The sequence below is a fragment of the Micromonospora sp. WMMD1102 genome (assembly GCF_029626265.1).
In the GTDB taxonomy this organism is placed as follows: Bacteria; Actinomycetota; Actinomycetes; order Mycobacteriales; family Micromonosporaceae; genus Plantactinospora.
Map to the genome: position 1 here is coordinate 4,492,740 of NZ_JARUBN010000001.1, position 22,889 is coordinate 4,515,628.

Consider the following 22,889-nt stretch of genomic DNA (forward strand, 5'->3'; position numbering starts at 1 on the left):
GATCCGGATCTCACCGAACGGATTCCGTCGAGTGGTAGGAAGGACGGCAAGTGAGGCCCAAGTTGCGGGAGGACTGCGTCTACGTCGCGGTCGAGGAGGGCGTCTACCTGGAGACGGCGACCGGGCAGCTGCTGCTGCCGGGCGAGGTGACCTTCCAGCTGTTGGACCGGATCGCACCGTACCTGGACGGCGAACGCACCCTTGCCTCGCTCACCGCACCGCTGCCCGACTCGGCGCGCACCGCGGTGCTCACCCTGGTCGAGGCGCTGTCCGCGGCGGGCATGGTGCGCGACGTCGACCTGGACCTGCCACACCAGCTCACCCCGGCCGAGCGGGAGCAGTACGCCGAGGAGATCGCCTTCGTGGAGGTGGACGGCGGCTCCGGTGCCCACCGGTTCGAGCGGTTCCGGGCCGGGCGGGTCCTGGTCGTCGGCGACGGTCCCCTGCCGGTCGCCGTGCTGGACACGCTCTGGCGGATCGGGCTGCGGACGGTCAGCGTCGCGGTGAGCGATCCGGCCGGTACCGTCGAGGTGGAGGCGGCGCTGCGCGAGACGCTGGCCCAGGACCCGGCGCGTGGGATCGACGTGGTCGACGCGAGCCTCTGGTCCGACGCGGGGGCACCGGCACCGGAGGCTTTGGTCGGATACGACGGAGTGGTCCACTGTGCCTCCACGCCGATGCTCGGCCGGGCGGCGCTGGTCAGCCGGGCGGCCGGGCTGGCGAAGGTCCCGGTGGTGAACGCGGTCGTCACCGCCGGCACCGCGTGGATCGGCCCGATCGGCGCCGACCCGGTCCGGGAGTGCTGGGAGTGTGGTTGGCTTCGCCTGTTGGGGGCGATGGACGCCGCCGACGCCACCTGGTCGGCGCATCAGCTCGTCGACCGGCCGGAGGCGCCGGCCGAGCGGTACCTGTCGCGGCCCCTGATCGGCCTGATCGCGGCGGTGACGGCGTTCGGCCACTTCCGCTCCGCCACCCGGGCGGGGCTGGGGCAGCGTGCCGAGCTGGTCCGGTTGGACCTGCGGACGGCCGAGTCGGAGGTGCACCGGTTCCTGCCGCACCCGCTGTGCCCGAGCCACCGGCCCGGGCCTCCGGTCTGGGCCGCACCGCTCGGCGGCACCGCCGGGCACCGCGACACCCCGGCCGCCGAGGCGTTGTCCCAGGCCGCGGTCGAGGTGGCCGACGACCGCCTCGGCCCGTTGCTCGGGCTCACCGAAGGCCCGTACCAGCAGTTGCCGCTCCGGGTGGTCGAGGCGACCTTCGCCGACCCCTGCGCGGCGGGCGCCGGCCCGATCCGGGTCGTCGGTGCCGCCGACACCGACGAGGACGCCCGGCGCAGGGCGGTCGTGCTCGGCTGCGAACTCGCCGCCGAGCGCCTCGCGGCGCATCCATCCGCCGCGGCGGGCAAGCCCCCGTCCACCGCGGCGGGTAGGCCCCCGGCCGGCGCGGCGGATAGGCCCCCGGCCGGCGGTGCCGGCGTGCGGGTCGCCGCCGGCGCCGGCTCGACCTGGCCGGAGGCGGTCGGCCGGGCGTTGCTGCGGCACTGCCACCGGCTCACCGCGGCTTCCCAGGACCGGCCGGGTTCCGCCGACCCGCCGCCACCGGAGGCGGTCCCGCTCGTGGCGTCGACGGACCTCCCCCTCGCGTCCGCTGCGCTGTTGCTCGACAGTTCGCTGACCACCGTCGACCTGTCGTCGGCGTCCGGGGTGCACGCGGTCGGCGTGTTCGGCCGGGGGAAGCTGCTGGCCAGCGCATCCGCGCTGACCGGGGCGGTGGCCACGCGTACCGCCCTGGAGACGGCCGTGCTCCGCCTTCAGGGCGTCACCGCCGCCGCCGACATCCCGCCAGATCTCGACCCGGCCGGCGAGGGCGGCACCGCCTGGGCGCGGGCGCTGCCGGGCCTGGTGGCCCACCTCGCCGAGCGGGGATGGCGGACCACCGTCGCTGCGATCGACGTCGACCCGGCGCTGAACCGCCTGGTCCCCCACCTCGTCGCGGCCGACCTCGCACCCCTGGGAGAGACGCCGTGCTGACCGGCCGACCGGCCGGCACCGTCCTGGTCACCGGCTCGGGCGCCCTCGCGACCGAGGTCCGGGCCGCGCTGCGCCGGTCGCTACCACCCCCCGGCGGACAGCGGACCGCCGCCCTGGCCCTCCAGGTGGCCGTCGGAATCGACCTCGCCGACTCGGACGTCAACCACCGCGCGGCCCGGCACGGCCCGCCGGTGCTCGCCGTCCGGGTCGTCGCGGACGCCGTCGAGATCGGCCCGTTGGTGGTACCCGGCGAGCCGGGCTGTCTGGAGTGCGTACGGCGCCGGGCGGACGGAGCGCGGCGGGCCGGCACGGCGACGGCCCGGAAGATCGCCTCGGCCCGCGACGAATTGCGCTGGTCCGGGCTCCCGTCCTGGGTGCTGGCCGGGGTCGGCGCGCTCGTCGCGGACGAGGTGGGCACGCTCGGGCTGCCCGGCACCGACCGGAGTGCCGTCGCCGACCCGCCGCGCAGCCGACAGACGGTGCTGCGGGTCGCCACCGCGTCGTTGCGGACCAGTCGGCACCGCTTCCTGCCGGTGGCCGCGTGCCAGACCTGCGGCGGCCTGCCCGAGGACACCGCGACGGCGGCGGTCTTCCCCACCCGGCCGAACCTGAAGGCCGACCCCGACGGCTTCCGGCTCGGCCCGATCAACGGTGCCGAACTGCTCGACCGCTTCGTCGACGAACGCACCGGCGTGGTGGCCGGCGTCGAGCTGCACCTCGGCGGCGAGACGCCGGTGAGCGCGGCCCGGGTCAGCCCGGTGTGCGAGGCCGAGACCGTCGGCTACGGGCGCACCGTCGACCGGACGACGAGCGTGACGGTGTCGATCCTGGAGGGACTGGAACGCCGGGCCGGTCTCCAGCCCGGCGGGAAGCGCACGGTCACCCGGTCCAGTTACGCGGATCTCGCCCCCGGCACCGCGGTCGACCCGGTCTCGCTCGGCCTGCCGACCTGGTCGCCGTCGGGCCGGAGCGGCTACGTCGACTACACCCCGGACCTGCGGATGAACTGGGTGTACGGGTACTCGTTCGGGCGCCGGGCGCCGGTGCTGCTGCCCGAGTCCTATGCCTACTACGGGGTCCACGGGGGGCGACGGTTCGCGTTCGAGTGCTCCAACGGGTGTGCGCTGGGCGGCAGCCTGGCGGAGGCGGTACTGCACGGCATCTTCGAGATCGCCGAGCGGGACGCGTTCCTGGCCACCTGGTACGCCCGGCTGCCGGCCCCCCGCGTCGACCCGGGTACCGCCACCGACCTGACCGTACGACTGCTGGTGGACCGGATGGAGCGGGCCGGCCTGGCCGTGCACGTCTTCGACACCACGATGCCGGAGGGCGTTCCTGCCTGGTGGGTGATGTTGGTGAACGAGGACGGCCACCCGGAGCATCCGATGGTCTACTGCGGGGCGGGGGCGGGTCTCGACCCCGAGGGAGCGCTCCGCTCCGCGCTGTTCGAGGCCGTCAACGGCATCGGTTTCATGCGGCGCCAGCTGCACACCCCGGAGGCGGTCGAGCGGGCGCACGCGATGCTCGCCGACCCCGACCTGGTGGAGGCGATGGAGGACCACGCCCTGCTCTACGCCCTTCCCGAGGCATGGCCACGGTTCGGGTTCCTCTACCGCGACGCCGAGCTGCACAGTGTGGCGGAGGCGTTCCCGCCGGCGCAGCGGTACGTCCCGAGCCCCGACCTGACCGACGACCTCCACCACCTGGTCGACCGCTACCTGCGGTCGGGCCTGGACGTCGTCGCGGTGGACACCACCCCGCCGGAACTCCGCGCCGCCGGTCTGTACGCGGCGAAGGTCGTCATCCCCGGCACGTTCCCGATGACCTTCGGGCACCGGCACCGGCGGGCCGAGATGCTGCCCCGGCTGCGCACCGCACCGGTCCGGCTCGGACACCGCACCGAGCCGCTGCCCGACGAGGAGGTGAATCCCCATCCACACCCGTTCCCGTGAGCACGCCCACGACCCGGGGGATGTGCCCGATGCGACCGCCGGCCGGCCGGTGCTGGTCACCGGGGCGTCCCGGGGCATCGGTGCCGCCATCGCGCACAGGTTCGCCGCCGCCGGCGACCGGGTGGCCGTGCACCACAGCGGCACCGGTGCCCGGGCCGCGGAGCCGCACGCCGAGCTGCCGGGTGTCGGGCATGTGTCGGTGGTGGCCGACCTGCGCGACGCCGACGCGGTGCTGCGGATGGTGGACGAGGCGGCCGACGCGCTGGGCGGTCTCGCCGTGCTGGTGAACAATGCCGGCGTCTTCGGAACCCATCCGATCCACGAGACCGGCTATCCCGGCTGGCGGCGTGCCTGGCGGGAGACGCTCGACGTCAACCTGCTGGGGGCGGTCAACACGACCTGGGCAGCCGTCCGGCACCTGCAGGCGGGTGGCCGGATCGTGAACGTCAGCTCGGTGAGCGCGTTCCGGGGTGAGTGGTCCGCGGCCGCGTACGCGGCGAGCAAGGCGGGGTTGAACTCGTTCACCCAGTCGATGGCGGTGGCGCTGGGTCTGCGGGGCATAGCGGTGGCGGCGGTGGCCCCGGGATGGGTGGAGACGGACATGACCCGCGACGTACTCGCCTCGCCGGTGGGCGCGGCGATGCGTGCCCGCAGCCCGTTCGACCGGGTCGGACGGCCGGCGGAGGTAGCCGACGCGGTGCACTACCTGGCCTCGCCCGCCGCCGAGTGGTGCAGCGGCGCCGTACTCGACCTGAACGGTGCCTCCCATGCCCGGTGACATCCCGGAGCTCCGGACACCGGGCCGGAGCGCGGCGGTGAGCGGCCGGGACGGCGCCGTGCCGGCGCGCGGTGCCGCCGCCCGCGCCTACCTCACGCTGCCGCGCACCGGCGTCTCCGGGCTGGCCCGCGACCGGCGGCACAAGCAGCATCCGGACGGCGCCGTCGTCGAGCTGCCCTGGCCGGCCAGCGTTGCGGGGCCGTGCGGGCGCGATCCCGACGCCATGTCGGTGGTCGGCGCGGTCGCCGCGTCCTACGCGCCCACCCGCTACCACTACTTCACGGGCCGGTCCTGCGCCGTGCTGGACGGCCGGCCCGTCGCCGGGGGCGAGGGATACCCACCGGTGAGCGGCGTCGCCCGGGCGGTGCCGTCCGGCGGTGGCTTCCACCCGACCGAGCTGTACGCGGCGGTCGCCGGGGACGACTCGCTGCCCGGCGGGCTGTACCACTACGACGCGACGCACCACCTACTGGAAACCCTGGCCACCGGTGATCCGCGCGGTCTGCTCCGGACCGCTCTGGGCCACGAGCCCGCCGGCGTGGTGTTCCTGATCTCCTGCCGGCTGTGGAAGAACAGCGCCAAGTACGGCAGTTTCGGCTACCGCCTCGGCGTCGTCGACAGCGGCGTACTGCTCGGGATGGTGCTGGCCGCGGTCCCCGCCCCGGTCCCGGCGGCGGTCCGGTTCACCTTCGACACCGACCTGCTGGACGCGGCGTTCGGCCTCGACCCGGACCTCGAATCGAGCTATGCGCTGGTCGAGGCGCAGGTCGTCGGGGTGCGTAAGGTGGCCGGCCGGCCGCCGCCGGCTGTCACCCGGTCGACCGGCCTGGCAGCCGACCGCGAACTGCTCCGGCTCGCGCATCCGGCGGTCCTGCGGCTGCACAGGGCGAGCCGGGCCGCCACCGGGGACGCCCGGGTGCTGTCCGGGGGCACCCCGCCGGGTGTGGTAGCCCCGCTGGTGCCCGGGGTCGCCGCGCCCTCGGTCGTCCCACCGGCGTCCGGGGGCACCCCGCCGTCGGTCGTCCCGCTCCCCGGGCCGCTTCCGGTGGACCTCCGCCGGGGCGTGGCGGTCCGGCGGTCCGCCGTACGGCTCACCCCGGCGCCGCTGTCGCAGGCCGAGTTCGGCACCGTGTTGTGGCATCTGCTCAGCGGATACGACAGCGACCTGGCCGGCACCGCCGGGCGGTGCGGACACCTGAGCGCGTACTGCGCGGTGGAACGTGTCGAGGACGTCGAGCCGGGCGGCTACGCGTACGACCCGTACGCCCACCGTCTCGTCTCCGCCGGTCGTCGCGGTGACATCCGCGCATCGGTCGACGCGGTCCGGGTGGAGGGGAACGGCAGCAGCCTCCGGCCGGCCGCGGCGAGCATCTTCCTCTACGGCGTCCTCGACGCCGGTCTCGACGCGGTCGGCGACGCCTGGTACCGCATCCAGGGCATGATCGCGGGCATCGCGGTGCAGCGGGCCGCCCTGGCCGCCTCGGCGACCGGGCTGGCGTGCCGGCCGTCCTTCGGATACCACAGCGGGCCGGCGGCGCGGCTGTTCGGCCTACCGGCCGACCAGCACGACCTGATGCACGTCGTCGTGGGGCGGGGCGCACCGCTGGGTGGGGTGGTCGACATCGCACTCGGTCCCGGCACCCCGGCCGGGGGTGCCCGGTGACCTCACGGGTGCTCGGCCCGACCGACGTCGTCGCGCTGGCCGATCTACTCGGTCCCAACGGCGTACTCGTGGTGTCGCCCCATCTCGACGACGCCCTGCTCTCCACCACCGGACTGCTCATCAGGCTGGGCCGGCCCACCGTGGTCGCGACGGTCTTCGCGCGGGCGCCGAAGCAGCCGCGACCGGTGAGCGACTGGGACCGGTTCAGCGGATTCGACGACGCGTCGAGCGCGGCCTGGGTCCGGTCCGAGGAGGACCGGGTCGCCTGCGCGGTGCTGGGCGCGACCGCGCTGCACCTGACCGGGGTGGACGGTGCGTACGGCGGGGGCGGGGGCGGTCTCGACGAACTGCGCGCGGTGCTGGCCGGGGTACCGGACGGCACGACGGTGCTGCTCCCGGCCGGCATCGGAGGCCACCGGGACCATGTCCGGGTACGGGACGACGGGCTGCGCTGGCTGACCGGGCGTACCCGGGTCGGCGTCCAGATCTACGCCGACCTGCCGTACGCCGCCAACCTGTGGCACTGGGGGGCCGAGGGAAGTGAACGGGTACTGGGCGACCGGCACGCACTGCGGACGATCGCGATGTTGGACGATCCGCCGGCCGAGGCGGTACTGCGTTGGGTCCGGCTCAGCGCTGCCGAGTGGGCGGTGAAGCGGCGGGCTGTCTGGGCGTACGCGTCGCAGCTCGCGCCGTTGAGCCTGACCGCGCGAGGTCTGATGAGCTGCCCCGGGCCGTTGCAGACCGAGGCCGTGTGGCGGATCCGATGACCTCGGTCGGCGAGAGGCCCGGCGGCGGAGACGACATCCGTGCCCTGTGCCGTCGGTATCCGGGCCGGCTGGCCGCCGCTGTCGCGGACACCCTGGTCGTCACGGCGGACCCGCGGGCGCGCTCGGCCAGCCCGACCTACTGGGACCAGGCGCGCCGGTGGCGGGACGAGGTCACGACGGAGGCGCTGGCCCTGGCCGCCGAACCGGCGCGGACGCTGGCCGGGCAACTGGTCGAGGCTCCCGACTCGACGCGGACGTACTTCCGGCTGCGCGACGCGCTCACCCGGCTGGCCGCCCGGCCCGACGACGGCACCGAGTCGCTCTTCCGGGCGGCGTGGCGGGCCGAGGGCATGTCGCGGATCGGCTACCACGTCGGACGGCGGTACCGGAACACCGGTGACGAGATGGCCGTGGCGGCGTTGATGCCGGCGTCGCAGGGTGGCCCTCCGGTGGCCACCGCGCAGCCGGACGCACCGGACGGTACGACCTCGCCGGACGGCACGACCCCGCCGGTCCACCCGGCCGCCGAACGGTCACCGAACCCGCCCACCGTACTGGTCGTGGTGCCGTTCCGGGACGGCCGGGCCGACGCGGTCCGGCTCCGCAACGCGCTGGCCTGCCTGCGGGCGCTGGCCGACCAGGCGCTGCCCCGGCACCGCTACCACGTGACGGTCGTCGAGTCGGACAGTCGACCTCGCTGGCGCGAGGCGGTGCGCCCGCTCGCGGACACCTACCTCTTCGCGCCCAAGGACGGCCCGTTCAACAAGGCGTGGACCGTGAACGTCGGTGTGCGCAACAGTCCCGTCCGGACCGACCTGGTCTGCGTGCTGGACGCCGACATCCTCGTGGACCGCCACTTCCTGCTGCGCAACGGCGCACGGTTCCTGCACGCCGGAGTCGGCGCGCTGCTTCCGTACCGGAACGCCCTCTATCTCGATCCGGCGGCGAGCCGGCACGCCATCGCGCGGCGCTGCCTGGCGGCGGCGCCCTCGGCCGGACGGGAGTCGCTGCGCGGCTTCGCGCTCCGGTCCCCCTCCGGCGGCTGCGTCTGGCTGCGCACCGAACTGTTCCACCGGGTCGGCGGCCTGGACGAACGGTTCGAAGGGTGGGGCGGCGAGGACGACGACTTCGCGATCAGGCTCGGCCTGTGGGCCGCGCTGGAGCGGTACTCCGACACGCTGCTGCATCTGTACCACCCGCCGGCCAGGGCCGAGATCCGCGACGGCGTACCGACGAACGGGCCGTCCCGGGTGCAGTACTGGCCGACCCGGGAGATCGGTGTCATCGACCGGTACGCGCCCGGGGCCGACGCCGCCCGCCCGGACGTCCCGAGCACCGAGGAGCACGGCTGATGGAGATCGTCACGGACCTGCGGGAACCGGAGCAGGTGCTCGGTCGGGTCGCCGACCACGGGGCGGTGCTGCTGCGGCCCGCGGACCGCTTCTCCCGCGCCGAGTTCGTCGCCCTCGGCGACGCGCTGATGCGGCCACGCTCGCACGGCACCGCGCTGGCGGAGGCCCGGGAGTTCGTGGCCGGTGACGCGACGACGACCACCGTGACGAGGGGCCGACAGGGAATCCCGCTGCACCGCGAGGCGTCGTACGTCCCCGGTTCGCCCTCGCTGCTCATGTTCTACTGCGAGCGTCCGGCGGCCGACGGCGGCGAGACGATCGTCTGTGACGGCGTCCGGCTCCTGGCGGCCCTGCCCCGGGCGACCCGGGAGTTCGTCACCGGTGCCGAGATCCGCTGGCAACTCGACATGCCGGACGGCAGTTGGCAGCAGATGTGCGGGGCCGACGACCCGGCGGCGGCGGTCGCCGCGATCACCGGATACGCGCCGTTCCTGATGCCCTGGGAGTCGGTGGCCGCCGACGCGGTGGGCCGGACCGTCCGGATGCGCCTGTCGACCCGGTGCGTCACGCCGGCGCTCTTCGACGGCCTACCGGCGTTCTGCAACTCCGTGCTGGTCCGGACCGGGGGCGGCGATGCCGACGACGGGCGGCGGCTGGAGCTGCGGATGGCCGACGGCACGCCGTTTCCGGCCGAGGTGCTCGGCGAGGTCGCGTCGGTCGCCGAGGAACTCACCGAGCCGGTGCCGTGGCAACCGGGTGACGTCGTCGTCGTGAACAACACGCGCGTGATGCACGGCCGACGCGGCTTTGCCGATCCGGCCCGGCGCATCCTGGTCCGGATGGGTTACCTGACGCCCGCGTCGGTCGACCGGTGGTGGCGCGCGCCAGCCGCGCCGGACCGGTCGCCGCCGGTGCGCTGACCGGGCAGGGCGCCGTGCCGCAGGACCCGATGCCGGTAACTTACCCGTCCGTTGCCTGGCTGGGCCGATCCGATGATCCATACGGTTGAGGCAGCCGCGCGGCGGATCCGCCATCCAGATCGTGCTCGACAGGGGCGGTTCCGACCGGACGCGGACCGGAATACGAAGGGGACAGAATGAAGGTACGGGAAGACTTCGAGGCCGTCGTCCGGGATCTGTCCGGCCTGGACCTGAACGGGTTCCAGATCGATCCGCAGCGGCCGGAACTGACGCTGAGCACGCTCTCCATGTCGCCGGGAGTAACCCTGGTGGATCCGTCGCTGACCACGAAGAGCTGCACCCTGGCCTGTGGCGGTCAGGGCTGCAACTGCGTCTGTGACTCCGTCTGCCATGTGCACGAAGGCTGATCACAGGCAGCGGGAGCGCCTGTTGACCGCTCGGCCGGCCGGTCCTGAGGGCTGCCTGGGCGGCCGGGGCACGGCGAGGACGGCGGAGCAGGACCTGGCGGTCCAGTTCACCGCCTGACCGTCGGGCGCCGCCCCGGCGCGGGCGGCCCGAGCCCGGGAAGCCGAGCCCGGGAAGCCCGAGCCGGCCTCCGGGGATGTGGTGTGCGCCGCCCTGACGCGGAGGCCGGCATCCGGCCGGGCAGGCGCGGCGGGGCGACACCGCGACCTCGGGGCCCGGCTCCGAGGCGCCGCACCGTGTCGGTGCAGATTGGGGCCACGGCCACCGTCCGGCAACCCTTCGGGCCGACGCCACGAGGGCGAGGGGCAGCCGGACGGTGGCGGTGGCTACGCCACCCCGGGCCGGACGGGCGGCGTCAGAGCCGGCAGGCGTGGATGTCCGTGACCAGGATCGCCCGGGCGCCGACCTCGTACAGCTCGTCCATGATCCGGTGTACGTCCCGGCGCAGCACCATCGCCTGGACCGCCACCCAGCCCTCCCGGTGCAGCGGCGAGATGGTCGGCGACTCGATCCCCGGGGTGAGCGCGGTGGCCTTCTCCAGCAGGTCGGCCCGGACGTCGTAGGCGAGCATCACGTACCGCCGGGCGACCAGCACCCCGTGCAGGCGCCGGACCAGCTGGTCCACCTGCCCGTTGGCCGGTGCACCGCTGCGGCGTACCAGTACGGCCGACGAGCGCAGGATGGGCTCGCCGATGATCACCAGACCGGCCTGCCGCAGCGTGGCACCGGTCTCCACCACGTCCGCCACCAGGTCGGCCACGCCGAGGCGTACGGCGTTCTCGACCGCGCCGTCGAGCCGGATGACCGTCGCGGTGACCCCGTGCTCGGCGAGGTATCCCTCGACCACCCCGGGATAGGCGGTGGCGATGCGCCGGTTGGCGATCTGGTCGACCGTGGCGACGGTCTCCGGCCGGGCGGCGAACCGGAAGGTCGCCGCGCCGAAGTCGAGGTCGAGCATCTCCTCGGCCGGACTGGCCGAGTCGACGAGCAGGTCCCGGCCGGTGATGCCGAGATCGAGGTCGCCGGAGCCGACGTAGGTGGCGATGTCCTTGGGGCGCAGGTAGAAGAACTCGACGTCGTTGGCCTCGTCCCGGCAGATCAGGTCACGGTCGTCGGCGCGCTGGCGGTAGCCCGCCTCGCGCAGCATCTGGGCGGCGGGCCCGGACAGGGTGCCCTTGTTGGGAATGGCGATGCGCAGCATCGGAAGTGCTCCTCGCAGGTCAGGGATCGAGATCGGGATCGGGCTGACGGACGCGTCCCGGCGGGGTCGACGGGCCGGCGGTGCGGCAGGGTCGACCGGTCGGGGGTACGCGGCGGGGCACTACAGATGTCGGTAGACGTCCTTGAGTTCCAGGCCGGTGGCGAGCATCAGCACCTGCGCCTGGTAGAGCAGCTGGGAGATTTCCTCGGCGGCCCGTTCCGGACCCTCGTGCTCGGCGGCCATCCACGCCTCGGCCGCCTCCTCGACGACCTTCTTGCCGATCGCGTGCACGCCGCGCTCCAGCGCGGCCACCGTCGCCGAGCCGGGGGTGCCGGCCGCGGCCTTGGCCTGCAGCTCGGCGAACAGCTCCTCGAACGTCTTCACGACATCCGATTCTGGCAGCCCACCGATCCGGTACCGGCCGCCGGGTCGGTCGGCGGCCCACCAGGTGGACCGCCGACCGGCCGGACGCACCGTCGGGCGCACCCGCTCAGCGCACCGTCACGGTGTGGTCGTCGAGGAACTGCGCGGTCCCGTCGGCAAGCGAGATCGCGTACCCGGTCAGGGTGTACCGGCCCGGCGGCAGCGTGACGGTGATCTTCGCCTCCCCCTGTGCCGGCCCGGCCGCGGAGAGCGTGACGAACTGGTCGCGCACGATCCGGGACCCCCGCTGGATCCGGAGCTGGGCGGTCGCCTCCGGCAGCATCCCGGCGAGGTGCACCTGGAAGCTCCGGCCGACCGTGTCGCCGTGCTGCGGCGCGATCAGCCAGACCGGGGCGAGTACCTCCGTCGCCGGGGCCCGGCGCAGCACCCCGGTGATGTCGACCCCGCCCCAGAGCCGGTCGACCGCCGACCCGTCGAGCCGCAGCCGCAGCCCGGTGACCCCGGGCGCCGCGGTGACGGTCCAGACCAGTTGCTGCACGGCCAGCCGTGCGGTGACCTCGTCGACGTCGTCGACGTCGCGGGCCGCTCCACCGAGGTCGACGGTGGCGATGCCGCCGGCGACGGTCACCGCACGCAGGTCGGTACCCTCCGGCCACGGGTTGCGGTAGTCCGGGTCCATCCCGAGCGGCCCGTCCAGCAGGTTCCGCAGCGCGGCGGTGATCCGGTCCCGGGCCGAGCCGTCGTGCAGCCAGAGCCGGTGGAACTCCCGGTAGAGCCGGGGTCGGGCCGGGTCGCCGCCGAGGTAGTAGACCGGCAGGGCGGCGGTGCCGGTGCCGGGTGCCGGGGTGCCGGTGCCGGCTCCGGCCGACGGGGCGACCGCGCCGTCCGGCGGGGTCGGGCCGGGGTGTGGGTCGCCCGGCGACGGTGCCACGGAGACCGACGGCGACGGACCGACCGCGCCGGGGTGGGGCCGGGCCCGGTCCGAGGGGGTCGGCACCACCGTGCCGGCCAGCCCGACGACCGCCGCCGCCACGCCGAGCGTGGCGACCGTCACCGCGCCGGCCGCCAGTGGCGACCAGCCGCCCCAGCGGCGCCGGGGAGCCGACCACTCCGGCCGGTGCCACCTGCCCGGCCGGCGCCAGCGGCGCCGGGCACCGCCGTCGCCGGCCCGGATCCGCCGTTGGATGCCGGCCAGCGCGTCCGGCCCCGGCTCGATCCGGTCGGCCTCGGCCGCGAGTACCCGGCGCAGCGTCTCCTCGTCCCCCGACAACCGCTCGGCCGTCATCGTTCCGCCCCCAGACTCTGCTTCAGTGCGGCCAGCCCACGGAAGGTGTGGCTCTTCACCGCGCCCCGGCTGACGCCCATCAGGTCGGCCGTCTCGGCCTCCGAGAGGTCGAGGTAGTAGCGCAGCACCAGCGCCTCCCGTTGCCGGGGCGGCAGGGCACGCAGCGCGGCCATCACCGTGTCGTGCCGGAGCAGGTCGAGGGCCCCGGCCTCGGCGCTCGGCGCGCTCGCCAGCGGCCCGGCGCCGGCCAGGTACGCCGTCACCACCCGACGGTGCCGCAGCGCCGAGCGGCAGCGGTTCAGCACACTGGTCCGCAGGTAGCCGAGCGCCCGGTCGGCGTCCCGCAGCCGGGACCAGTGCCCGTGCAGGGCGACATAGCCGTCCTGCACGATCTCCTCGGCCGCGCCCCGGTCGTGCAGGAGCAGCGTGGCGAGTCGCACCAGCGGGCGGTAGTGGGCGGCGTAGAGGCTGGTGACCGCCTCGTCGGCCGACCACTGTGCTGGTCCCGGTCGTGTCATGGTCCTCCCGCCGGGCGGGTCGGAGACCAGTCGGGTCGTCACGACCGCATGACGCGCGACCGCCCGTTCCGGTTTACCCGGCACGCCAGGTTCCGGTCTACCCGGCAGGCCGGGCCGGCACCAGTCGACAGGCCGCAGACCCACCCGACCGGCTGACATCCGGACCGGATCGAGAGAGACGTCTATGGGTAGGCGTCGACGTGTGCCTATGCTGTCGGCCATGGCTCGCCGATCTCTGCCGGTCGCGCTTCCGACCGCTCTCGTTGTCTTCGCGGCCCTCGCCGGCTGCGCGCCCCAGAACCAACCCGCGCCCGGTCCACCGCAGTCCGCCTGCACCAAGGCCGAGCTGAAGACCCGTACCCCGGGGAAGTTGACCATCGCCACCGACGAGCCCGCGTACGCGCCGTGGTTCGCCGACAACCTGCCGGCCAACGGCAAGGGCTTCGAGTCGGCGGTCGCGTACGAGATCGCCCAGCAGCTCGGCTTCGCCCGGATCGACGTGCAGTGGGTACGCGTCAAGTTCGAGACCGCGATCGCGCCGGGGCCGAAGGAGTTCGACTTCGACATCAACCAGTTCTCCATCACCGACGAGCGCAAGCAGGCGGTCGACATGACCTCGCCGTACTACCTGGTCCGGCAGGCCGTCGTCGCCGGGAAGGGCTCGAAGATCACCGGTAAGACCCGGCTGGCCGACCTCCAGGGCGCCAAGCTCGGCGCGCAGGTGGGCACCACCAGCTACCAGGCGATCACCGACCTGATCAAGCCGACGGTCAAGCCGCAGGTCTACAACACCAACGACGACGCCAAGAAGGCGCTACAGAACGGCCAGCTCGACGGCATCGTGGTGGACCTGCCGACCGCCTTCTACATCACCTCGGCCGAGATCAAGGACGCCACCATCGTCGGGCAGCTGCCGCAGGTCGGCGTACCGGAGACCTTCGGCCTGCTGCTCGACAAGGGCTCGCCGCTGACCGGTTGCGTGAGCGGCGCGGTCGACGCGCTGCGCGGCAGCGGCAAGCTCGAGAACCTGGAGAAGACCTGGCTCTCCGAGGTTGTCGACGTACCCGACATCACGTGAGCCTGCTCGACCACCACCCCTCACCGACCGCCCGCCAGCGGACCGCCTACCGGAAACGGCAGACGGTCCGCTCGGTGCTGGTGGCCGCCGCCTCGACCGGGGTCCTCGGCACCCTGCTGGTGCTCGCGGTCACCGGCTCGCCCGGCTGGGAGCGGGTCCGCCAGTCGTTCCTGGACCCGCGGATCGGCCGGGAGGCGCTGCCGGAGGTCCTCACCGGGCTCTGGCTCAACGTCCGGCTGCTCTTCTTCTGCGCGCTCGGCGCGCTCGCCCTCGGCCTGCTGGTCGCGGTGCTGCGCACCCTGCGCGGGCCGGTCTTCTTCCCGGTCCGGGCGCTGGCCGCCGGCTACACCTACACGTTCCGCGGGCTGCCGCTGATCATCGTGATCTACGTGCTCACCTTCGGCGTGCCCGGCCTGCGGTTGCAGGGGATGCCGTCGGTACTTGTGCTCGGCGGGGCCGCCCTGGTCCTCACCTACGGCGGCTACCTGGCCGAGGTGTTCCGGGCCGGCATCGAGTCGGTCCATCCGAGCCAGCTCGCCGCCGCCCGGTCGCTCGGGCTCACCCACCGGCAGACGATGCGGCACGTGGTGCTGCCGCAGGCGGTCCGCCGGGTCGCCCCGCCGCTGCTCAACGACGTGGTCGCGTTGCAGAAGGACGTCGGGCTGGTCTCGCTGGCCGGCCCGATCGACGCGGTACGGGCCGCGCAGATCGCCACCGCCGAGACGTTCAACTACACGCCGTACATTGTGGCGGGGGTGCTCTTCGTGCTGCTCGCCGTACCACTGATCGCGGTCACCGACTGGGTGACGCTGCGCGCCGCCCGCCGGCAGGCCGCCCGATGACCGGCGGGCCGGTGCTGCGCTGCCGGGGGCTGCGCAAGGTCTTCGGCGGCGACGTCGTGCTCGACGACCTCGACCTGACGGTGGCCGAGCACGAGGTAGTGGCGTTGATCGGCGCCTCCGGCTCCGGCAAGTCCACCCTGCTGCGCTGCGTCAACCTGCTGGAGGAGATCGACGACGGCACCATCGAACTGGACGGCGAGCACATCACCGACCCGCGTAGCGACCCCGACCTGGTGCGTCGGCGGATCGGGATCGTCTTCCAGGCGTACAACCTCTTCCCGCACCTGCGGGTGCTGGACAACATCACACTGGCGCCGGTCCGGGTGCACCGGCGGGACCGGGCCGAGGCCGAGTCGCAGGCCCGGGACCTGCTGGCCCGGGTCGGCCTGGCCGACCAGGCCGACGCCTATCCCGACCGGCTCTCCGGCGGGCAGCAGCAGCGGGTGGCGATCGTCCGGGCCCTGGTCAACTCGCCCCGGCTGCTGCTGCTCGACGAGGTGACCTCGGCACTGGACCCGGAACTCGTCGGCGAGGTGCTGACGATGGTCCGGGACCTGAAGGCGGCCGGCATGACCATGGTGCTGGCCACCCACGAGATGGGGTTCGCCCGCGAGGTCGCCGACCGGGTCTGCTTCCTGGACGGCGGCCGGGTGATCGAGGAGGGGCCGCCGGAGCAGGTGCTCGGCGAGCCGACCCAGCCGCGTACCCGGCAGTTCCTCCGCCGGATCATCGAGGCGGGCCGGCTCCAGGTCGGCTGAGGAACCGAAATTGCACCGGAAGAATACGGAAATTCCAGCGACCGGGTCGGCACACCGTTCGGCCAGAGTTCCGCTCGGATGATTATTTCGACAGTTTCGCCGGTCGGGTAATTGCTCGCCGGGCGAAGTGCGGGTAGCCGGCCACGCCGCCTGACAGATACCCGCCAACCCCGGCCGCTACCGGCCGGAAACAATTGACGCGCCCCCTGGATTACCGTTCCATCGTCGCCAGGAGCCTTTGTCAAGAATTGCCGCTCCATCGGCCCGGTACAGAAGGGGTCTTCTGGTGGCACTTGTCATCGTAGTCATATCAACAATTCTCTTCGCCTTCGCCTCGGTCACGTTGTGGTGGACGATGCACGCCTGGCGGACGCCCGAAACCCTGGCCGCGACCCGGTTCGCCGCGCCGGACGGCACGCACACGCTCTCCTTCTCGCTGCTCCTGCCGGCCCGGCACGAGCAGCGGGTGCTGGAACACACGGTGCTGCGGCTGATGCGGTCCACGCACACCAGATTCGAAATCATCATCATCGTGGGGCACGACGACCCGGAGACCGCCGCCGTGGCGCACCGGCTCGCCAGGACCCATCGGCACCGGGTCCGGGTGGTCGTCGACACCAACCCGGTGAAGAACAAGCCACGGGCGTTGAACACGGCCCTGCCGTACTGCCGGGGCCTGGTGATCGGGGTGTTCGACGCCGAGGACCAGGTGCACCCGGACCTGCTGGAGTACGTCGACCACGCCTTCCGGGCCACCGGCGCCGACGTCGTGCAGGGCGGCGTACAACTGATCAATTTTCATTCCAGCTGGTACAGCCTGCACAACTGCCTGGAGTACTTCTTCTGGTTCCGCAGCCGGCTGCACCTGCACGCGGACAAGGGGTTCATCCCGCTCGGCGGCAACACGGTCTTCGTCCGGGCCACCGCGCTGCGGGCGGTCGGCAGCTGGGACGGGAACTGCCTCGCCGAAGACTGTGACCTCGGCGTACGGCTCTCCAGCCGGGGCGCGAAGGTCGTGGTGGCGTACGACTCCACACTCGTCACCCGGGAGGAGACGCCGGCCTCGCTGGCCGCCCTGGTCAGGCAACGGACCCGGTGGAACCAGGGCTTCCTCCAGGTGTTGGACAAGGGCGACTGGCGCCGGCTGCCGTCGTTCTGGCAGCGGATGCTCGCCCGCTACACCCTCACCGCTCCGTTCGTGCAGGCGTTCTCCGGCGTGGTCGTGCCGCTGGGCATCGTCATCGCGGTCTTCTTCGACGTCGGGATCGGCGCCGCACTGGTGAGCTTCCTTCCGATCGCCCCGATGACCGCCACCCTGATGTTCCAGGTCGTCGGCCTGCGCGACTTCGGCCGGCAGTACCAGCTCCGGATCGGGCCGATCCACTATCTCCGGCTGGTGTTCGGCGCCTTCCCGTACATGCTCGTGCTGGCGGTGGCCGCGGTCCGGGCCGTCTGGCGGGCCCTGCGCGGGCAGGACGACTGGGAGCTGACCGCCCACGTCGGCGCCCACCTGCCCGACGCCCACCTGTCCGGCGCCGCGCCGGCGATCCGGGAGGGCAGCGTCGCATGACGAGGACCGCCGGCCCGCCGATCGACCCACCGAGGCCCGCAGCCACCGAGGTACTGCCGCGGATCAGCGGACCCGGCCCGGCCGCCCGCCCGGAGACCGGCCGACAAAGCCGCCGCGGCCACCAGAGCCGCCGCGGCCGTCCGCGCCGACGGCCACACCCCGACGTCGCGCTGCTCGGCGCGCTGCTCGGCGTCGTGCTGACGGTGCAGGCCTGGAACATCGGCGGTTTCCCGATCGTCACCGACGACGAGGGGACCTACCTGGCCCAGGCCTGGGCGGTCCGGGAGGGGCTGGCGCTGGCCCACTACACGTACTGGTACGACCATCCCCCGCTCGGCTGGATCCAGCTCGCGGGGCTCTCCTGGCTGCCCGCGCTGCTGATGCCGGACCAGCTCGCCGTGGTCACCGGCCGGGTGGCGATGCTGCCGGTCACCGGCACCAGTCTGGTGCTGGTCTACCTGCTCTGCCGGCGGCTCGGCCTGGCCCGCTGGACCGGAGCCGTCGCGGTCCTCGGCTACGGACTCTCCCCGCTCGCGGTGACCATGCAACGGCAGATCTACCTGGACAGCTTCGCGGTGGCCTGGATGCTCGGCGCCTTCGTGCTGGCCCTCTCCCCCCGCCGGCACCTGTGGCACCACGTCGCGGCGGGTGCCGCCGCCGGGGCCGCCGTGCTCTCCAAGGAGACCATCGTGATCGTGCTGCCGGCGCTGGTGGTGGCGCTGTGGCGGGGTACGGCGCCGGGCGGCGTGCGGCCATTCTCGTTCGCGGGCTTCGGCACCGGCCTGCTCACGGTCGGCATCGGCTATCCGCTCTACGCCCTGCTGAAGAGGGAACTCCTGCCCGGCCCGGGACACGTCTCGCTGCTCGGCGCGCTGCGGTTCCAGTTGCAGGGCCGGGAGGGTTCCGGCAGCCTCTTCGCCGCCGGCAGCAGTGCCCGCGAGGTGCTGGACGCGTGGCTCTTCTACGATCCGGTCCTGATCTACGCCGGGATCGTCGCCGGCCTGCTCTGTCTCGCCGTACGCCGGCTCCGGCCGGTCGCGGTCGCGGTGACGCTGCTGCTCGCGGTGGCGCTGCGCCCCGACGGATACCTGCCGGCCATGTACGTCGTCCAGGCGCTGCCGTTCCTGGCCGTCGCGGTCGCCGGGCTGGCCGAGACCGGCGCCCGCCGGCTGCTCGGCTGGCGGGACCGGGCCGGCCGGACCGAGCGGAGCCTGCGGGTCGCCGTGGTCGTCGCGGCCGTGGCCGTCGCGCTGGCGGTGGTGGCACCCCGGTGGTACGAGGGGAACCTGCGGGCGGTCACCGCCGAGGACAACGGCAGGTACGCCGCGGCGCTGGCCTGGCTGCGTACCGAGGTCCCGGAGCGGTCGGACCGGACGATCGTCACCGACGACGTGCTCTGGCTGGACCTGCTCGACGCCGGCTACCGGCGGGACCGGGTGATCTGGTTCTACAAACTGGACCTGGACCGGGAGGTGGCGGAGCGGCTGACGGACGGGTGGCGGGAGGTCGACCTGATCGTCTCCACCCCGCCGATGCGGGCCGACGACAACCCGCTGCCGACGGTGGACCTGCTGCTGGCCAACTCCGCACCGCTGGTCACCTTCGGCACCGGCTCCGACCGCATCGAGATCCGGCAGGTGCGCCGTGACTGACCGGGCCCAGCTCGTGGCCGGAGCCGAACCGGCCGACCACCCGCCGTACGTGTCGGTGGTGATCCCGACGTTCAACGAGCGGGACAACGTCGACGAGCTGCTGCGTCGGCTGGCCGAGGTGCTGGCGGGTACCCCGGCGGAGGTCGTCTTCGTGGACGACAGCACCGACGGTACCGCCGAGGTGGTCGAGGCCGCGGCCCGGCGCTTTCCGGTCCCGGTCCTGGTGCACCACCGGGAGCAGCCGCTGGCCGGGCTCGGCGGCGCGGTGGTCGAGGGGATCCGGCTGGCCCAGGGCGCCTGGGTGGTGGTGATGGACGCGGACCTGCAACACCCGCCCCCGGTGCTGGCCGAACTGGTCGCCGCCGGTGAACGGGACCGGGCCAGCCTGGTCGTCGCCAGCCGCTACGCCGACGGCGGCGGGCGGACCGGGCTGGCCAACGGTTACCGGCGGGCGGTCTCCGCCGCCTCGACGCTGCTGACCCGGCTGCTGTTCTGGCGGGACCTGGCCCGGGTCAGCGACCCGATGAGCGGATTCTTCGCGTTCCGGGCCGCCCTGGTCGACCCGGACCAGCTCCGGCCCTTCGGCTACAAGATCCTGCTGGAACTTGTCGTCCGGACCAGACCGGACCGGATCACCGAGGTGCCGTACACCTTCGCGGACCGGTTCGCCGGGGAGTCGAAGTCGTCGGTCCGGGATGGCCTGCGGTTCCTGCGACACGTCACCGTACTGCGCGTCGGCCGCACCCGGGCGCGGATGCTCGGCTACGGCGTCATCGGGCTCTCCGGCGTACTGCCCAACCTGGTCACGCTCTGGCTGCTCACCACCGGGCTGGGCGTGCACTACCTGCCGGCCGCGATCGTGGCGACCCAGGTGGCGATCGCCTGGAACTTCACCCTGACCGACCTGCTGCTCTTCCGCCGGGCGCCCCGCCGGCACGCGCTACCGGGCCGGCTCGGCCGCTTCGTCACGCTCAACAACGCCGACCTGCTGGTCCGGATCCCCCTGCTCGCCGCACTCATCGACCTGCTGCACCTGAACGTGCTCGTCGCGAACCTGGCGACCCTGGTGGCCGCCTTCCTGGTCCGGTTCGTCGTGATCGACCGGGTCGTCTACGTCCCCGCCCCCGAACCGTCCGGCACCGTAGCGGAGGCACCGTGAACATCGACAGCGGGCGCCCGGCCCGACGCGTCCTCGGGCAACTTCTCGTCCTCGTCCTCCTCGTCGTGGTCGGCCTGGTCGGCACGCCGGCCGGCGCCGCCGTCAACCTGCTGCACAATCCGAGCCTGGAGCAGCTCACCGCCGGCTTTCCGAGCTGTTGGGAGGCGTCTGGCTGGGGCGACCAGGAGTTCAGCTACACCGTCTCCTCCGACGCCCACCACGGCGCCAACGCCATGCGGATCGGGATCACCTCGTCCACCGGTCCCGGCGACCGCAAGCTGATGATGCTGGAGACCTCGACCTGCGCCCCACAGGTCACGCCGGAGCACCAGTACGACCTGTCGGCGTGGTACCGGTCGTCGACCCCGGCCGTCGCGGTCACCGTCTTCCGGCACGACACCACCCTCGGCTGGCAGTACTGGCTGGACCTGGCCACCCTGCCGGTGGCCGGCGGGTGGACCGAGACGGTCGTCCGGACCCCGCCGGTGCCGGCCGGCACCGACCAGCTCAGCTGGGGGCTGAGCATCTACGGGGTGGGGTGGCTGCTCACCGACGACTACTCGATGGTCGACGCCACCGTCGGCGGCCCCGGCGAGACCTGCACCGACCCGGAGGCGTGCGAGAAGGGCGCATGGCAGGTCATGCCGTACGCCTCGCCGGTGCGCGCCATCCACTCGGTGGTACTGCACAACGGCCGGGTACTGCTGATCGCCGGCTCCGGTAACGATCCGGACCACTTCGCCGCCGGCAGCTTCGGTACCGCGCTCTACGACCCGGCGACCGGCGCGTTCGACAGCGTGCCCACCCCGGCCGACCTGTTCTGCGCCGGGCACGTCCAGTTGGCCGACGGCCGGGTGCTGGTGATGGGCGGCAACAAGGACTATCCGAGCGCCGGCGGGACCGTCGGCTACAAGGGACTGCCCGACTCGTACCTGTTCGACCCGGCGACCGGGTCCTACACCCGCACCAACGACCTGGCGGCCGGGCACTGGTACCCGTCGGCGACGCTGCTCGGCAACGGCGACGTACTCTCCCTCGGCGGCCTCGGCGAGGACGCGAACGGCACGGTCGCCGCCGAGTACTACGACGCCGAGCAGGAGCGCTGGCTGCGGATCTGGGAGGCCAACCAGACGTGGTCGTTCTGGGGCCTCTATCCGGCGATGGTGCTGATGCAGGACGGCCGGCTCTTCTACACCGGCAGCCACGTCTTCGGCAACGGGCTGCCCGGCACCGGCGCCTCGATCTTCGACTACCGCACCGGCGCCATCACCGACGTGCCCGGCCTGCGCCGCAAGGACGAGCGGGACCAGTCCGCCAGCGTGCTCCTGCCGCCGGCCCAGGACCAGCGGGTGGCCACCTTCGGCGGCGGCAACATCGAGACCAACCCGGACGCGCACCGGCTCACCGACATCGTCGACCTGAAGCAGACCGATCCGGCGTACCTGCCCGGCCCCGACCTGCCCGCCGGAACGCTCACCGGCGGCGTCCCGCAGACCGCCACCCAGGGCAAGATGTACGTCTCGGCGGTGCTGCTGCCCGACGGTACGGTCTTCGAGACCGGCGGTGCGCTGCACAACCGGGCCGACCCGGTGCACGAGGCGTCCGTCTTCGACCCGCAGACCGACACGTTCACCCCGATGGCCGCCGACCCGGTGCCCCGCGGCTACCACTCCGCCGCGTTCCTGCTGCCCGACGGCCGGGTGATGGCGGTCGGGGACAACCCCGGGAACGGCAGCTTCGACATGCGGATCTCGATCTACTCGCCGACCTACCTGTTCAAGGGGCCCCGGCCGCAGATCACCTCGGTGGCGCGGACCGACTGGGGCTACGGCAGCACCCAGCAGGTCACCGTCGACTCCCCGGTGACCCGGGCGTCGCTGATCCGGCCGGCGGCGGTCACCCACTCGTCCGACCCGAACCAGCGCTTCGTGGAGTTGCCCATGTCGGTGGAGGGAAACATGATCGGCCTGAACGTGACGAGCAATCCGAACATCGCGCCGCCCGGCTGGTACATGCTCTTCGTGCACAACGCCGCCGGAGTGCCGTCGCTGGCCAGCTGGGTGAGGCTCGGATGAGCCGCCGGAGGAGTCGGATGACGGCCGCCGCCCTGGCCGGGCTGGCCGTCGCGGCGCTGCTGGTCGGCTGGCGGACCGGGAGCACCGCCGCCGGACCCGCGACGATCCGGCCCGGCGGCGGTGTCGAGGTGTCCCCCGCCGCACCGCCGCCCCGGATCCACCCCTTCGCCCGGCAGCCGCGCCGCAAGCCGCGCCCGGCGCTGCCGTCCCCGACCGCGCCGCCGGTCGTCGCGGAGGGGTTCGACGGCTGCGACCACGGATACGGCGAGGACGCCGAAATCTGTGTGCCCTGGCGGTTCCCGCCAGGGGTCCGGGACCGCTGCCGCTGGTTGTCGGCCCGGGACTATCCGCCGCTGCGGGTCGTCAGGGCCCGGGACCGGCACGGGCTGGACCGGAACCGGGACGGCGTCGCGTGCGGTCGGGGAGACTGACCGACC

General features: G+C 73.5%; 20 protein-coding genes. 16 read left to right on the forward strand and 4 right to left on the reverse strand.

Features of this window, described 5'->3' with window-relative positions; all coding sequences use genetic code 11:
* The first annotated feature begins 50 nt into the window (after window positions 1-50).
* The 8 genes from O7626_RS20045 to O7626_RS20080 all read left to right on the forward strand — a co-directional run bounded on the left by O7626_RS20045 (window position 51) and on the right by O7626_RS20080 (window position 9,872).
* Entirely contained in the window at window positions 51-2,030 is a 1,980-nt protein-coding gene (locus tag O7626_RS20045; protein WP_278062693.1) for a TOMM precursor leader peptide-binding protein, read from the forward strand.
* Window positions 2,024-3,982 carry a TOMM precursor leader peptide-binding protein gene (locus O7626_RS20050; RefSeq protein ID WP_278062694.1) on the forward strand — a complete coding sequence of 653 codons (1,959 nt, stop codon included), beginning with the start codon at window positions 2,024-2,026 and terminating at the stop codon, window positions 3,980-3,982. Before O7626_RS20045 ends, O7626_RS20050 begins: the two co-directional genes overlap by 7 nt.
* A 22-nt stretch (window positions 3,983-4,004) precedes the next feature.
* Window positions 4,005-4,760 (forward strand): SDR family oxidoreductase, encoded by a 756-nt coding sequence (locus O7626_RS20055; RefSeq protein ID WP_278062695.1) that lies wholly within the window; start codon window positions 4,005-4,007, stop codon window positions 4,758-4,760.
* Window positions 4,750-6,423: a nitroreductase family protein gene (locus O7626_RS20060; protein ID WP_278062696.1), complete on the forward strand. Its 1,674-nt coding sequence runs from the start codon at window positions 4,750-4,752 to the stop codon at window positions 6,421-6,423. Before O7626_RS20055 ends, O7626_RS20060 begins: the two co-directional genes overlap by 11 nt.
* Complete coding sequence (locus O7626_RS20065; RefSeq protein WP_278062697.1) at window positions 6,420-7,193, forward strand: PIG-L family deacetylase; 774 nt, start codon at window positions 6,420-6,422, stop codon at window positions 7,191-7,193. The genes O7626_RS20060 and O7626_RS20065 overlap by 4 nt, the downstream gene beginning before the upstream one ends.
* Window positions 7,190-8,545 (forward strand): galactosyltransferase-related protein, encoded by a 1,356-nt coding sequence (locus O7626_RS20070; protein WP_278062698.1) that lies wholly within the window; start codon window positions 7,190-7,192, stop codon window positions 8,543-8,545. Before O7626_RS20065 ends, O7626_RS20070 begins: the two co-directional genes overlap by 4 nt.
* On the forward strand, window positions 8,545-9,465 hold the full coding sequence (locus O7626_RS20075; RefSeq protein ID WP_278062699.1) for a TauD/TfdA family dioxygenase: 921 nt from the start codon (window positions 8,545-8,547) through the stop codon (window positions 9,463-9,465). The genes O7626_RS20070 and O7626_RS20075 overlap by 1 nt, the downstream gene beginning before the upstream one ends.
* Window positions 9,466-9,641: 176 nt before the next feature.
* On the forward strand, window positions 9,642-9,872 hold the full coding sequence (locus O7626_RS20080; protein ID WP_278062700.1) for a hypothetical protein: 231 nt from the start codon (window positions 9,642-9,644) through the stop codon (window positions 9,870-9,872).
* 413 nt (window positions 9,873-10,285) lie between these two features.
* On the opposite strand, the gene hisG is transcribed toward O7626_RS20080, so the two are convergent.
* The 4 genes from hisG to O7626_RS20100 form a co-directional block, all read right to left on the reverse strand.
* Entirely contained in the window at window positions 10,286-11,131 is an 846-nt protein-coding gene (hisG, locus tag O7626_RS20085; protein ID WP_278062701.1) for an ATP phosphoribosyltransferase, read from the reverse strand.
* A 120-nt stretch (window positions 11,132-11,251) separates the two neighbouring features.
* Window positions 11,252-11,515 carry a phosphoribosyl-ATP diphosphatase gene (locus O7626_RS20090; RefSeq protein ID WP_101366712.1) on the reverse strand — a complete coding sequence of 88 codons (264 nt, stop codon included), beginning with the start codon at window positions 11,513-11,515 and terminating at the stop codon, window positions 11,252-11,254.
* 106 nt (window positions 11,516-11,621) lie between these two features.
* Window positions 11,622-12,800, reverse strand: a complete 1,179-nt coding sequence (locus O7626_RS20095) for a GerMN domain-containing protein (protein ID WP_278062702.1) — start codon at window positions 12,798-12,800, stop codon at window positions 11,622-11,624.
* Entirely contained in the window at window positions 12,797-13,360 is a 564-nt protein-coding gene (locus O7626_RS20100; protein WP_278062703.1) for a SigE family RNA polymerase sigma factor, read from the reverse strand. Before O7626_RS20100 ends, O7626_RS20095 begins: the two co-directional genes overlap by 4 nt.
* 178 nt (window positions 13,361-13,538) lie before the next feature.
* Between O7626_RS20100 and O7626_RS20105 the strand changes: the two genes are divergently transcribed.
* The 8 genes from O7626_RS20105 to O7626_RS20140 all read left to right on the forward strand — a co-directional run bounded on the left by O7626_RS20105 (window position 13,539) and on the right by O7626_RS20140 (window position 22,883).
* Complete coding sequence (locus tag O7626_RS20105) at window positions 13,539-14,396, forward strand: ABC transporter substrate-binding protein (protein WP_278062704.1); 858 nt, start codon at window positions 13,539-13,541, stop codon at window positions 14,394-14,396.
* A gap of 2 nt (window positions 14,397-14,398) precedes the next feature.
* A complete protein-coding gene (locus O7626_RS20110) occupies window positions 14,399-15,238 on the forward strand; it encodes an amino acid ABC transporter permease (RefSeq protein WP_278066220.1) in 840 nt (279 codons plus the stop codon).
* The gene (locus O7626_RS20115) at window positions 15,235-15,996 is read left to right on the forward strand and encodes an amino acid ABC transporter ATP-binding protein (protein ID WP_278062705.1); all 762 of its coding nucleotides are present in this window, start codon (window positions 15,235-15,237) and stop codon (window positions 15,994-15,996) included. Before O7626_RS20110 ends, O7626_RS20115 begins: the two co-directional genes overlap by 4 nt.
* A gap of 286 nt (window positions 15,997-16,282) precedes the next feature.
* Window positions 16,283-17,566 (forward strand): glycosyltransferase, encoded by a 1,284-nt coding sequence (locus O7626_RS20120; protein WP_278062706.1) that lies wholly within the window; start codon window positions 16,283-16,285, stop codon window positions 17,564-17,566.
* Window positions 17,563-19,218, forward strand: a complete 1,656-nt coding sequence (locus O7626_RS20125; RefSeq protein WP_278062707.1) for a glycosyltransferase family 39 protein — start codon at window positions 17,563-17,565, stop codon at window positions 19,216-19,218. The genes O7626_RS20120 and O7626_RS20125 overlap by 4 nt, the downstream gene beginning before the upstream one ends.
* Complete coding sequence (locus tag O7626_RS20130) at window positions 19,211-20,377, forward strand: glycosyltransferase family 2 protein (RefSeq protein ID WP_278062708.1); 1,167 nt, start codon at window positions 19,211-19,213, stop codon at window positions 20,375-20,377. Before O7626_RS20125 ends, O7626_RS20130 begins: the two co-directional genes overlap by 8 nt.
* The gene (locus O7626_RS20135) at window positions 20,374-22,452 is read left to right on the forward strand and encodes a galactose oxidase-like domain-containing protein (RefSeq protein WP_278062709.1); all 2,079 of its coding nucleotides are present in this window, start codon (window positions 20,374-20,376) and stop codon (window positions 22,450-22,452) included. Before O7626_RS20130 ends, O7626_RS20135 begins: the two co-directional genes overlap by 4 nt.
* A 17-nt stretch (window positions 22,453-22,469) precedes the next feature.
* Complete coding sequence (locus O7626_RS20140) at window positions 22,470-22,883, forward strand: hypothetical protein (protein ID WP_278062710.1); 414 nt, start codon at window positions 22,470-22,472, stop codon at window positions 22,881-22,883.
* Window positions 22,884-22,889: the final 6 nt, after the last annotated feature.